This is a genomic window from Paenibacillus taiwanensis DSM 18679 (genome assembly GCF_000425125.1).
GTDB lineage: Bacteria > Bacillota > Bacilli > Paenibacillales > Paenibacillaceae > Paenibacillus_B > Paenibacillus_B taiwanensis.
The window spans coordinates 948,046-961,754 of record NZ_KE384306.1; the positions used below are offsets into that span (position 1 = coordinate 948,046).

At 43.2% G+C, this 13,709-nt stretch carries 9 protein-coding genes; 8 read left to right on the forward strand and 1 reads right to left on the reverse strand.

Annotation, left to right across the window (positions count from 1 at the left end):
- Positions 1 to 65 precede the first annotated feature (65 nt).
- The 8 genes from kduI to gnpA all read left to right on the forward strand — a co-directional run bounded on the left by kduI (position 66) and on the right by gnpA (position 11,592).
- Positions 66 to 896 (forward strand): 5-dehydro-4-deoxy-D-glucuronate isomerase, encoded by an 831-nt coding sequence (kduI, locus tag H509_RS0113145; RefSeq protein WP_157277719.1) that lies wholly within the window; start codon positions 66 to 68, stop codon positions 894 to 896.
- Between the two features lie 35 nt (positions 897 to 931).
- On the forward strand, positions 932 to 1,738 hold the full coding sequence (locus tag H509_RS0113150; RefSeq protein WP_028545493.1) for a gluconate 5-dehydrogenase: 807 nt from the start codon (positions 932 to 934) through the stop codon (positions 1,736 to 1,738).
- Positions 1,739 to 1,871: 133 nt separating this feature from the next.
- Positions 1,872 to 3,704 carry a DUF2264 domain-containing protein gene (locus H509_RS25235; protein WP_245596036.1) on the forward strand — a complete coding sequence of 611 codons (1,833 nt, stop codon included), beginning with the start codon at positions 1,872 to 1,874 and terminating at the stop codon, positions 3,702 to 3,704.
- A 119-nt stretch (positions 3,705 to 3,823) separates the two neighbouring features.
- A complete protein-coding gene (locus tag H509_RS0113160) occupies positions 3,824 to 5,011 on the forward strand; it encodes a glycoside hydrolase family 88 protein (RefSeq protein ID WP_051287065.1) in 1,188 nt (395 codons plus the stop codon).
- Between the two features lie 90 nt (positions 5,012 to 5,101).
- Positions 5,102 to 6,832 carry a sensor histidine kinase gene (locus H509_RS0113165; RefSeq protein WP_245596037.1) on the forward strand — a complete coding sequence of 577 codons (1,731 nt, stop codon included), beginning with the start codon at positions 5,102 to 5,104 and terminating at the stop codon, positions 6,830 to 6,832.
- Positions 6,807 to 8,402 carry a response regulator gene (locus H509_RS0113170; RefSeq protein ID WP_028545496.1) on the forward strand — a complete coding sequence of 532 codons (1,596 nt, stop codon included), beginning with the start codon at positions 6,807 to 6,809 and terminating at the stop codon, positions 8,400 to 8,402. The genes H509_RS0113165 and H509_RS0113170 overlap by 26 nt, the downstream gene beginning before the upstream one ends.
- Positions 8,403 to 8,444: 42 nt before the next feature.
- The gene (locus tag H509_RS0113175) at positions 8,445 to 9,248 is read left to right on the forward strand and encodes a hypothetical protein (RefSeq protein WP_028545497.1); all 804 of its coding nucleotides are present in this window, start codon (positions 8,445 to 8,447) and stop codon (positions 9,246 to 9,248) included.
- Positions 9,249 to 9,420: 172 nt separating this feature from the next.
- Entirely contained in the window at positions 9,421 to 11,592 is a 2,172-nt protein-coding gene (gnpA, locus tag H509_RS0113180) for a 1,3-beta-galactosyl-N-acetylhexosamine phosphorylase (RefSeq protein ID WP_028545498.1), read from the forward strand.
- 946 nt (positions 11,593 to 12,538) lie between these two features.
- Here the strand turns inward: gnpA and H509_RS0113185 are convergent.
- Positions 12,539 to 12,928, reverse strand: coding sequence for a hypothetical protein (locus H509_RS0113185; protein ID WP_028545499.1), 390 nt, complete (start codon positions 12,926 to 12,928; stop codon positions 12,539 to 12,541).
- Positions 12,929 to 13,709 lie beyond the last annotated feature (781 nt).

Here is a 13,709-nt window from a genome sequence, read left to right on the forward strand (position 1 = left end):
TCGCATTGTTCGTTGTGATGATTCCAAGTCTATGAAATCGGGAGGAACTAGAAAATATGCAAACTATGGAGACACGCTACGCGTATGCGCCACAATCAATCGCACGCATGACAACAGAAGAATTGCGCAAGGAGTTTTTAGTGGAGCAGGTGTTTGTTCCCGGTGAAATTCGCTTGACTTACTCGCATAATGACCGTTTGATTTTTGGTGGCGTAACCCCTGCGAAAGAGCCGTTGGAAATTAAGCTGAGTAAAGATTTAGGTGTGGATTATTTTTTGGAGCGTCGTGAACTAGGTGTAATTAATATCGGTGGCCCTGGATATATAACGATTGATGGTATACGTGAAGCGATGAACAATCAGGATGGCTATTATATCGGAAAAGAGACGAAAGAAGTACTGTTTGCGAGCGCAGATGCGAGTAACCCAGCAAAATTTTATGTTGCTTCTAGTCCAGCTCATCATAAATATCCGAATGTACGGATTTCCATTGATCATATTAAGCCAATGGAGACAGGTGCGGACAACACCATGAATAAGCGCAAAATTTATCAGTACATCCATCCGAATGTATGTCAGTCATGTCAGCTGCAAATGGGCTATACGCACTTGGAAGAGGGGAACGCTTGGAACACGATGCCATGCCACACGCATGAGCGCCGGATGGAAGCGTATGTATACTTCGATTTGGAAGCGGACAACAAAGTGTTTCATTTTATGGGCAAACCAGAAGAGACAAAACATCTCGTTGTAGGTAATGAGCAAGCAGTTATTAGTCCAAGCTGGTCGATTCATACTGGTGTGGGCACGAGCAATTATACGTTTATTTGGGCCATGTGCGGCGAAAATATCACATACACCGATATGGATATGGTCGCTATGAACGATTTGAAGTAAATCAATTGATATCGTAAATAGAGGGGAGTAAGAACATGTCACAATTTTCGGTTGATCGGTTCCGACTTGATGGTAAGATAGCTCTCGTTACAGGTGCGGTGTATGGGATAGGATTTGAATTGGCATGCGCAATGGCGCGTGCGGGTGCAAAAGTTGTATTTAATGATCGTAAACCAGAAGGTGTAGCTCGTGGGATAGCTGCTTATAAGGAACAGGGAATTGAGGCTCACGGCTATGTATGTGACGTGACCGACGAGCCAGGTGTACAGGCGATGGTGCAGCAGATTGAAGCTGAAGTGGGCGTTATTGATATACTAGTTAACAATGCTGGTATTATTAAACGAATTCCAATGATAGAAATGAGCGCGGAGGAATTCCGTGAAGTTATTGATATTGACTTAAACGGTCCTTTTATTGTCTCTAAAGCCGTTATTCCTGGAATGATGAACAAAGGCGGCGGTAAAATTATTAACATTTGTTCCATGATGAGCGAATTAGGGCGGGAGACGGTATCTGCATATGCAGCTGCCAAAGGCGGACTCAAGATGCTAACTCGTAATATCGCTTCTGAATATGGAAAATATAACATCCAATGTAACGGTATCGGCCCGGGCTACATTGCAACGCCACAAACAGCGCCGTTGCGTGAACGTCAGGCGGATGGCAGCCGTCATCCGTTTGATTCCTTTATTATTGCCAAGACCCCTGCTGAGCGTTGGGGCGAAACGGATGATTTAGCAGGTCCTGCGGTATTTCTAGCTTCGCCTGCTAGTGATTTTATCAATGGTCACATTTTATATGTTGACGGTGGAATTTTGGCCTATATTGGCAAGCAGCCTTAATTTCGAATAGGAAAACCAAGTACAAAGACTAACAGGAGCACGCAACTGTTAGTCTTTGTACTTTCATTATACGTGCAGCTGAAGTGCTGACGTTTGTTGTGCGGTCAATGCGGATTGAGAGAGGGAGATCATCGTGATAAAGGAAATAGGCAGCATGCAGTGGAATGAGCGTGACGAGATAGCGGCTGCATTACAGGCGTTAGTGCAGCCGCTACAGTCGAAGTTCGCAGAACAACCTGGACACTTGGCTTTAGGAACCCACGGCACGATCTATACGGAAAATCGCCGAGATGCGGAAGGATTTCTAAGAATGTTATGGGGAATCGGGCCTTTTCTCGTCCATTATGATGACGAGCAGCTTCAGCAGCAATGGGTGCACGGACTAGCGGCAGGCTGCAATCCGCACAGCAAACATTATTATGGCAAGACGATGGATGGCGATCAATTGTTAGTTGAGATGGCATCTATCGCAACTACACTGCTGCTTGCACCACACCAAACTTGGGATGTGTTGTCCGAGACGGAGCAGCAGCATGTGGCAGACTGGCTATTTCAAATTAACGAGCATCGTTTGCCACCAAACAACTGGCATTTCTTTCGTATTTTAGTTAATGTGGCGCTGAAACGATTAGGTATGAATTATTCACAGGAGCTGATTGAGCAAGATTTTGAGCTGATAGAGTCGTGTTATGTCGGCGATGGCTGGTATTTTGACGGGGTAGATCAGCAATTTGATTATTACATTCCTTGGGCGTTTCATTACTATAGCTTAATTTATGTTACGTTTATGTCAGAGGAAGATCCAAAGCGGGCGGCAAGGTTAAAAGAACGAGCGATTCTGTTTGCGCGCAGCTATCAGTATTGGTTCGATCGCAACGGAGAGGCAATTCCATTCGGCCGTAGTTTGGCTTATCGTTTTGCGCAAGCGAGCTTCTGGAGTGCGTTGGTGCTGGCCGATGTTGAAGCGCTGCCTTGGGGTGTAATTAAAGGTTTGTATGCACGTAATATGCGCAGTTGGATGAATCATCCTATTTTTACGGCAGATGGTGTGCTCAGTGTAGGTTATCATTATCAGAACTTAGTAATGGGTGAGGGCTACAATGGGGCGGGTTCCCCGTACTGGGCGTTCAAAAGTTTCTTGTTGCTTGCTGTGGCAGATGACCATCCTTATTGGCAGGCAGAGGAAGTTGAACAAGAGGTATTGCAAAGCCGAATTGCGCTTGCGAGCATGAAGGCGATGATAGAGCATACGCATCATTCGAAGCATGCACTTATGTATCCAGTAGGTCAATTTATCGGTTATCAGAACCATGCTTGTGCGAAATACTCTAAATTTGTTTACTCGACAGTATTTGGCTTTAGTGTGCCACGCAGTAATTATTACTACTATGAGGGTGCGTTTGACAGTGTGCTTGCAGTTAGTGAGGATGGTGTACATTTTCGGGATAAACCGCTAGATACGAGCTATGAGCTGCATGAAGATCGACTTGTCCATAACTGGCAGCCACAAGTGGGTGTTACGATTCGCAGTACGATTGTTCCTTGTGGGGACAGCCACGTGCGTATTCACGAGTTGGAGACGAGCCGTGCCATCATTGCCTACGATGCCAGTTTCTCTGCGCCGTTCGTCGCGTCAAGCAGTGAAGACTCAACCGCAGTCGAGACGAATTGGGCAAGCTACCATTCGCCCGTCGGTCACACGATGGCGAAGGCAATTACAGGATTCACACAAGCAGAGATGATTCGCGTTGAGCCCAACACCAATTTATTTTACGAGCGCACGTTAATGCCTGCACTGCGTGCTGAACTTCAGCCAGGCACACATGTATTAGTCAGTGTTATGGCGGGAATTCCTACGGGCTGCGAGTCGCAATTGCCAGTTGTAGAGCTGATGGAAGATCGTATAATTGTACACTACAACGGGCAAATAACAACGGTGATCAAAGGACAGCAGACGAGCGAATAATTTCAAAAGGTAAAAATTGTGCACACTTTCGCATAAAAAAACGCTTACATGTGTCGGTGTGTTTCCGCTATCATATAGTAAGCATTACGTATACTTCGAAAGAGAGGACGGAATTGCAAATGTCTACAGAGGGAGTACAAACAATAGATATACAACTTAATCAACGTTACACACAAGCAATTGAAGATATTTTAGCGAAAACGCTAATGAATATGGATAAGTTCGGCGCTCAATTTCCGCACATTAGTCTTGATGGAAAATATCAACTGAATGACAACGACGACTGGACAAATGGCTTCTGGTCTGGCATTTTGTGGTTGTGCTACGAGTACTCACAAGACGAACGTTATCGGCAGGCAGCAGAAGCTACGGTAGCTAGTTTTCGAGAGCGGCTTCAGCAAAAAAAAGTGTTGGATCATCACGATATAGGATTTTTGTATAGCTTATCTGCCAAAGCGCAGTGGATCATTACAGGTGATGAGCAATCTCGTGAGCTGGCATTGGCAGCGGCAGATCATCTCTTGACACGCTGGCGGAACACAAGCGATGGCAGTGGCTATATTCAGGCTTGGGGAGCGCAAAATAACGAGCAAGAAGCAGGACGAATCATTATCGATTGCTTGCTTAATTTACCTTTACTGTACTGGGCAAGCGAGCAGACGGGTGATCCTAAGTATCGAGATATAGCAGAAAACCAAGCAGAGAAAACGCGCCGTTATATCGTTAGAGGTGATGATAGCTCGTATCATACGTTTTTCTTTAATCCAGAAACCGGGGTTCCCATCGGCGGTGCTACTCATCAGGGCTACAGCAACGGTTCGACATGGACGCGCGGGCAAGCGTGGGGCGTATATGGCTTTGCCCTTTCTTATCGTTATACGGGAAATGCGGCATTTTTGGACACGGCTAAGCGGATGGCGCGTTATTTCCTTGCACATTTACCTGAGGACAGTGTTGCTTACTGGGATTTCAATGCGCCTGTAACGGCTAGTACGTATCGTGATAGTTCAGCTTCCGCGATTGTAGCCGCAGGATTGGCAGAGCTTATTTCACATTTGGAAGATGCTGACCCGGATCGTCTATATTTTGAGAAGATGCTGGCAACGAGCATGGACTCGCTGATGAACCGTTATGCTACGATTGGTGACGATACAGCGGAAGGATTGCTAAAGCATGGTTCCTACTATGTTCATGGTGGCTTGTCCCCTGATGATTATATGATTTGGGGCGACTATTACTACTTGGAAGCGTTAATGCGGCTTGCGCGTGGCATTCCAGGTTATTGGTACGAACGTAACACTAAATAAGAAATAAAAGTCAAAGATTTAGCCTGTAAAGGCTGAGGCAGGAAGGGAAGTGACGATAACCTGATGTTCCATTTAACTTATTACAAACGTATGTTACTTTCCTTCATGCTGTTTATTATCGTACCGATGGTTGCTGTATCAGTGCAATCGTTTTATTTAATTAAGGAATCGATGCTCGATAAGCTGCATGCAACAAACGAAAACATGTTAAACGTAATCGGTGCGGAATTTAGCAAAACGATTGATGATGCTACATTCGCCTCCCACTATATTGTCAATGATGCTGGTTTCAAAACAAGTTTGCGTCAATTCGCCGAGGTGAAGCAGTTAAACAGCTTTGCTGACTACGAAAATTTCTCGCAAATTAAAGCGGTATTTTCACTTATTAATTCGAAAACGTTAAATCGGCAAACCCATATGTACTTAATAAACCGGCAGCAGTTTATTATCCCATCAGGAGAGGATGAACCGGCTAAACTGCTGCCGCACTTGCCTGTGTTGTACAGCAAAATTAATTTTCAGCAGCCTGAACGGTTACAGTGGTTAGGACTACTTGAGGAAGATGGCGCAAGTAAATACTATATTGCACGTGTAGTTTATGATCGTGTTAGTAAAACGCATACAGCAGTGCTGCTAATTGGCATTGAACAGTCTTATTTTGAAAATGCATTACAAGCGGTTAAGTCATGGGACGTTACGCTCTTGGATGACCAAGGAAAGCGAATTGCCGGCTCAACCCAATTGCTTGCCTCCGCTACAGACAAGATGGACAGCCGGATGCGTTCGGAAGTTGTATTAAGCAAAAACGGATGGAAACTTGTGTATGAGATGAGTAACAATACGTTTCGCGGTATATTTTCAAGAACACTTTATATCGGTTTTGCTGAAGTCATGCTGTTTGTTATTATATTCTCTTTGTTTGCTCTGCTTGTGTCCAAACGATTGCATCGTCCAATTGAGCAATTGCAGCAAGTTGCAGGTCAGTTTGGCAACGGTAAGCTAGATGTAAGGTTGCAAGTAAAAGGGGAAGATGAACTAGCAGCAGTAAGCAAGACGTTTAACTTGATGCTCGATCAGCTACAGCAGTCCATTTATGAGATGGAGCGGCAGCAGGAGCAGAGACGTGTGCTGGAACTGGAGGCACTGTTTATGCAAATTCGCCCACATTTCCTGCTCAATACACTTAACTCTATTAAATGCAGCTTAATGTTGCAGGAGGATCGACTGCATAGCGGAATGATTGACTCTTTAATGAGTTTACTGCGTGCTTATATGAAATTTAATACACTTGCAACGCTGCAAGAAGAGTGTGACTTGATGGCTCACTATATTGATATTATGCAAATGCGCAGTGATATTCCAATTCAGCTGCAAGTTGATGTCGAGTCACCATTGCAACTGCTGAAGTTTCCAAAGTTGTTATTACAACCGTTAGTTGAAAATGCTATTATTCATGGTTTTGTTGATACTGATATAGATTTAGAGGGCGATGATACGCAGTGGAAGCAATCTCAAATATGGATTTCTGTTTATCAGGATACAGACACTATTTTCATTGAAGTGGCTGACAATGGAGCAGGTATGGAAGCAGCAATGCTACATCGGCTAAATGAAAGTGTGTTACGCTGCAGTGATGAACCAGATCCTAGTTATGAACGGGTTGGGTTGGTGAATGTGGCCCAACGCTTGAAACTATCTTTTGGTTCAGAGGCGACGCTTTCTTTTACACATAATAAGTATAACGGGATAACGGCACGGATGCAGATTCCAGTGACATCAATCGGGGGGACTACAAGTGATATACAAAGTGATGCTTATTGATGATGATGTGCCAATGCTCAAATTGTTGCAGCAAATGATAGATTGGGAACAGTTACAATTAAAAGTTGTTGCTGCGACGTATTCTAGTGTAAAAGCAGTTCACCTGTTCCAACAGACACTTCCGGATATTGTAATAACAGATATCGGCTTGCCACAAACAAACGGTATTGAGCTAGCGGAAAAGTTTCGCCAAATGAAACCTGATGTGCGAGTCATTTTCTTAACGTGCCATGAAGACTTTAACTACGCCAGACAGGCGCTTAAGCTGCAGGCTGACGATTATTTAATTAAAGATCAATTATCAGCAGAGCAATTGCAACAAAGCTTGTCTAAGTCGCTCTGTTTATTAAAAATACAATCAGCATCTGTTACGGTACAACCTTCAAGCTACAATTCACAGCTATTCAAACAAGGCTTATTACAGCGAGTGCTCGATCGCACGAATGTGGACGAGATCCTTAATTATGCTGCCAGCATTGGCGTAAGGTGGGACGGACCTTTTTATATGCTCAGTCTTGTTCATGTGCAATATGCGAGCTACGATAAACATTACTCTCAGCAGTCATTATCGTTAATTTGTTATGCAGCCTACAATATTGCGGACGAGCTCGCACGCAGCTATGAAGGAATTACACCATTTTTGCAGCAGCAGCATCTTGTCATTGTGTATAACTATCATGATAACTTAGCAGATAACAACGTGTCGCAATTTAACAGTTTTTTGCAAAAATTAAAAGAGCGTGTGAAACAATATATGAAATTGGAGCTAGTAAGCGTCACGGTCAGTGATAAGTTGCAGCTAAAGCAGCTAGGGACGTGTCATCACTCCTTGTTCACTCATAAATATGAGTTTTATGTAGGCGAGTCAATGCTTATTACCGACCGGCAGCAGGCGATGGGTCGAACAAGACTGCAATTGCCTGCGGGGGAGTTGGACAGCTATAAAATTGAACTGAAGCAGGCGCTAGCTACCCAGAACATAGAGGGAATCCAACGTGTTATAGGGGAGATGTTGCAGCATTTTCAGACGAGAATGATTGAACCTGCTGCATTTATGCATGAACTGCAAGCCTGCTTGCGCGAGCTCACAATTGGAGCTTCCGTTAGGCTCAATGAAGCAATCTATCATTATATGGATCAGTCGAGAACGCTTGCTGATGTACTTGCCTTAGCTGAGCGTCCGCTAATTGCGATAGCTATGTCTACTGATAAGCAGGGAAAACAAGGACGAGGCACAGGTGCAAACAGCTATGAACCGAAGCTGCAGCAAATTCAACATTATATTGAACAGCATTTAGCTGACAGCATTACTTCGATTGATATTGCGCGCTATCTGTATTTGAACCCGAGTTATTTTTCACGTTATTTCAAACGTTTGACAGGCAGCAATTTCACCGATTATGTCCATCAATATAAAATGAACATTGCTTCACAAATGTTAAAAACGTCTGGGCATACGCTGGAACAAATAGCGCTGACATTAGGGTATTCAGATCGCACTTATTTCTCTAAAGTGTTCAAAAAGTATATGTGTGTAACACCTAGTGAGTATAAGAACGAATATTCGTAAATCTATCCATTCCTATCACAAAGTAGAAAAGAGGATCATCTTATGACACCATTAACGCAGTTTACGATTGAAATTCAAGATATAAATCATACCGTGTTGGCAGCTACTACGGATCTGGGGCAAGCACAGCTTGTTTATGATCAGCCTTATCAGGAGGGTGATCAAATTGTGGTGTATAGTGAACACTCCAATCCATATTTCATGTTGCAGTTGGATGATGCTATGCCGGAAACGTTCATTTATGCAACGACAACGTGTTATCGATTTACGATTCCATTTGGAGAGAAGAAAATTTCTTATTCTCCTAAATCGTTCTGTGGTGACCTTCATGCGCTTAGCGTGCGTCAAGCGACTGTGGCCGAAATTGCCAGCTACAAAAATGTAGCTCTTAATCCGTTCGACCACCATGAAAATGACGGTTGGTATCCGCATGCGGTTGCCAATGTGGAAACACGCGGCGAGTCCGTGTTTGCGGCGCGTAATGCCATTAATGGTAATTGTTTTAACGCAGGTCACGGGGCATGGCCATTCGAGTCGTGGGGGATTAACCAGCAAGACGACGCTGAGATGAGTGTGCAGTTTGGACGCACAGTTGAAATAGACTGCATCGCGCTTACACTGCGCGCTGACTTTCCGCACGACAATTATTGGGTACAAGTAACGCTCTGCTTTTCCGATGGTCATCGTGAAACCATTCCGCTCACAAAAACGAATGCAAAGCAGGTTATTAAGCTTGCGCCACGTCAGGTAGAGTCAATTACTTTAACAAACTTAATGAAGTCCGCTGACCCTTCACCATTCCCGGCGCTAACGCAAATTGAAGTGTATGGCTATGAAGCAAAGTGAGCTTAGAAGAGGTATAGAACTTATCCTGTGGGAGCAGGGAGTTCTATATCTTTTTTTATTGCAGTAAAGGTCAAAATTTTACTCGTGGAAGGTCATAATCCGGCCTTGGGTCGCTCCTTCTGACTGAGTATGATGGAGTCAACAATCAGTTACTTGGAAGGAGCATATGGCAATGGTCGAGCAGAACGAGAGCAAACAAAGTAGAGGGCGCCTTACCATCCCTACGGATGTGGATGTCGTAGGAGAAACGCTGAAAACGATGAAGTTATGGGGCGCTGATGCTGTACGCGATGCAGACGGCACTACTTTTCCACAAGAATTAGCCGAATGTGGAGCGAAAGTATATGCGACTTACTATACAACCCGCAAAGATAACCAATGGGCGAAAGCAAACCCTGACGAAGTACAACAATGTTATATTTCAACTGCATTTGTAGCAGCTATAGATGCGGAACTTTCTATTCGTTTATTAGACGGTATTAGCGAAGATTTATTACAAGTTAATAACCGTGATGATATTTATCGCTGGTGGGAAGTTATCGATCGCACTACAGGCGAGGTCGTGCCGACTAACCGTTGGCGTTATGATGAAGCTAGTGGTCAAGTCACGATTACGAACACAATTGCTTTCCATGAGTATAGCGTTAGCTTTTTAGCCTATCTGATTTGGGACCCTGTTCATATGTACAACGCCGTCGTTAATGATTGGAAAGATTTTGAACGGCAAATTACGTTTGACGTCCGCCAGCCTAAAACGAAGGAGTTTTCGAAAGGCAGACTGCGTGAATTTTTAAGAGACAAGCCTTATGTCAATGTAGTCCGCTTCACAACGTTTTTCCATCAGTTTACGCTGCTATTTGATGAACTGCGTCGGGAGAAATATGTGGATTGGTATGGCTATTCCGCTAGCGTCAGTCCTTATATTCTCGAACAGTTTGAGCGGGAAATGGGCTATAAGTTCCGTCCCGAATATATTATTGACGAAGGTTACTATAACAACCAGTATCGGATTCCAACCCAACCCTACTTGGACTTTATGGCTTTCCAACGACGCGAAGTGGCGCAGCTGGCCAAAGAACTAGTTGATATTACCCACGAAGAAGGCCGCGAAGCGATGATGTTTTTAGGGGATCATTTTATTGGAACAGAGCCTTATATGGATGAGTTTAAATCGATCGGGCTTGATGCAGTCGTAGGTAGCGTCGGTAATGGTTCAACATTACGCCTCATTAGTGATATTCCTGGGGTAAAATATACAGAAGGTCGCTTCTTGCCATACTTTTTCCCTGATACGTTCCACCCTGGTGGTAATCCAACGGCAGAAGCACAAGAGAACTGGTTAACAGCACGACGCGCTATTTTGCGTAAGCCGGTAGATCGTATTGGGTATGGCGGTTATTTAAAGCTCGCACTCGACTTCCCGGACTTTGTTGATTATGTCACACAAGTTGCCGATGAATTCCGCGATTTGTATGAGCAGGCACGTACGAAGCCGTTATGCTTAGCAAAAGTTGCAGTCCTGAATTGTTGGGGGAAAATGCGTTCTTGGGGCTGCCATATGGTGCATCATGCGCTATACCAGAAGCAAAATTACAGCTATGCAGGCATTATTGAAATTTTGAGCGGTGCTCCTTTTGATGTATCGTTTATCAGCTTTGACGACATTCGTGAGCAGCCGCAACTGTTAGATGATATGGATGTCATTATTAACGTCGGTGACGCGGGTACCGCGCATGGCGGTGGCGATAACTGGACAGACCCGTATATTATGGAGCAAATTCGCGCATTTATTGCTCGCGGCGGCGGGTTTATCGGTGTAGGCGAGCCTTCCGCTGCTCAACACCAGGGCCGCTTCTTCCAACTGGGAGATGCTCTAGGCGTGGAGTTAGAACGCGGGTTCACCCTCGGCTACGATAAATACAATTGGGACGTATTGCCGTCTCACTTTATTACCGCCGATATGGAAGGTGACATTAACTTTGGTGAGGGTAAGAAAAATGTTTATGCGACTAGCGCTGACATTTTAACGTGCAAGGATAAAGAAGTGCAGTTAGCGGTGAACCGTTACTTTAACGGTCGCTGTGTCTATATGGGGGGCTTGCCGTATAGTGCGGAAAATGCCCGTTTGTTGCATCGGGCGCTGCTTTGGTCGTGCAGCAAAGATAACGACCTGCACAGCTGGTTTAGCTCGGATGCCCACACGGAAATTCATGTTTATCCAGAAACAGGCACGTATTGCGTTGTGAACAATACTCCTGAGCCACGGAACACGACTGTTTACGCTAATGGCAGTAGCTTTGAGTTGGAGCTAAAGGGCGGCGAATTGCGTTGGTTTCATATTTAAAACTACGTCGCATGTCTGATGCTGTTAAGGAATTTGAAGAGTGATTCACTCAGAAAACAAGTGACATTAAATAAAGAGTAGACGTATCCCTTGTGACGAGGGTAATGAAATTTACTATATTAAATAGGTCTCATTTGTGCAATCAAATTGTGCGAGTGACACCTATTTTTTTATGTAACGGATTAATAACTCAATCATTATGTTACAGCGCTGTTTCGAATGGAGAAAAAGATCAATCCCAACCGGCTAAAACGGATTATGCAGCGTGAGTAGCTACAATGCCGAGTCAGAGTGAAGGATCATAAACCCATGAGACAACCTGTGTCTATCGCATAACTTCTGCTGAAGCGAGGACAAAAGTTAGAATACATATTCAAACTAATGATCGTCTTAAAGAACGGTATCTCATTAAAATCCCTCACTTTTATCATATTGTTTAAGTTGTTTGACTAGCTCTTCTAAAAATTTTTTTTGCATTTCAAGATTTACTTTCTCTTTAGTGTCAGTAGAAAATAAAGTTTTAGACTGCCCTCAGAAATTGAAACAGCGACAGCCAAGGACGAGAAAATAAAGTCCTAGACTGTCGCTGTATTATTGAACTAACGTACCCGTTAGCGTAATGAAGGGTGAGTTCTAATCATTCCAAAAACCAACATCACCAGTTTCATACAATATTTCCTTCTTTGTTCATTGCCCGAATAGTAATAGGCATCTTCAATTCGTTTTCGACCAAGGAGTACCATATCGAATATTCGCCATTTTTAATAATATGAGCTGTCTTGTCACCCTCACTTATGAAAAGAATCTGAGTTTTCTCAGTGATCCGCTCAACCGAATATAAACATCGTTGTTTGAAAATTGAAGTTAAGCAGCTACTTTTTGAGCCTTTTACTTCTAAATGGCTTCAACCTTTTTTCCTCTAAAGATAAATAAAGCTTAAGTCAACTTAAACATCAGCATTTTTTAAATAATTCTGATCTTCGTTCAATTTTTCTAACCATTTTTCAAGCGTCTGTTTTATCTCAAACCTATCCCTTGAACTAATTTCCATTAGCGTATCCCATTTCCCATTAGTGATTGCTAATCCATACTCGCCGCTCGCTCTTGAATCTGGATACCACCCTAAAACAATATGTATCCTTCTATTTTCATCTTTAGGTACATTCCAACTCCCTTTTTCAAGTTCCATTTTACTTATTTGAAGTAGGTCTTGTGTAAAGAATGTCCAATTTGTTAAGAAATCATCTTCATTGGGGTCTGATATCGGTTCAACATCAAAAAACCTATTATAATAAATAGCGAAACCTTGTGGTATTCTTAGTTCCATTAAATTCATGTTATCATTCCAATCTAATAAAATCCGTGTTTTATTTACTTTTGTTATCTTTGGACCTCTGTCAAGATAGTAGACACAAAATTTTATGATTTAACATATTAAAGTAGTACTGGCATTCAAAATCAGACGGCGTGCTGTATCCGATTGATGAATGCGTTCATGGTTGTAATGTCGAATACTATACATCTGGAGTTCTTCCTTTCTCTCTCAAGTGTGTGATAGTGGTACTAAACACTTAGAGATTTGGGGAGGTACTCCTTCTTTTATGCCTTAAAATTTCAAGCCCAGTAAGGCTTTCGATTTATGAAATTGATTCGCATGTATATGTATTAATTCACTTTAACCCGGATCTGATTCTGAAATTACCTTTCCAATTTGATCATACAGAGGTTTATTTTGTTGCATTAGCCATATCAAAAGAATGAAAGAAACAGAAATAAAAACAACGACGAGCGGAATAGAAATTTATTAATTTTCATTTTCCTCTACTAACAAAAATTGGTACTAAATTTGTATTCGCTGAACGACATCATACACCTTTTTTTCTTTAATCGGATGATTCCACTAATCTGCCCCGTTAGTTTAATGCCCCAAGTCTAAAACTTTGTTGTCTCTATACACCACGCACTCATGTAGAGTGCGACCCGAAGGGAGATGCCTGTTAAAGCTCCGACTTAAAGTTTCTATCCACGCACTTATGTAGAGTGCGACAAACACTCACCGATCCGCATCCCCGTATCTTGAAGTTTCTATCCACGCACTCACGTAGAGTGCGACTTTG

Bases quoted from the DNA above. Each gene is read 5' to 3' on its own strand.
- kduI (WP_157277719.1), top strand. From the start codon at position 66: ATGGAGACACGCTACGCGTATGCGCCACAATCAATCGCACGCATGACA.
- H509_RS0113150 (WP_028545493.1), top strand. From the start codon at position 932: ATGTCACAATTTTCGGTTGATCGGTTCCGACTTGATGGTAAGATAGCT.
- H509_RS0113160 (WP_051287065.1), top strand. From the start codon at position 3,824: ATGTCTACAGAGGGAGTACAAACAATAGATATACAACTTAATCAACGT.
- H509_RS0113165 (WP_245596037.1), top strand. From the start codon at position 5,102: ATGTTACTTTCCTTCATGCTGTTTATTATCGTACCGATGGTTGCTGTA.
- H509_RS0113175 (WP_028545497.1), top strand. From the start codon at position 8,445: ATGACACCATTAACGCAGTTTACGATTGAAATTCAAGATATAAATCAT.
- gnpA (WP_028545498.1), top strand. From the start codon at position 9,421: ATGGTCGAGCAGAACGAGAGCAAACAAAGTAGAGGGCGCCTTACCATC.
- H509_RS0113185 (WP_028545499.1), bottom strand. From the start codon at position 12,928: ATGAATTTAATGGAACTAAGAATACCACAAGGTTTCGCTATTTATTAT.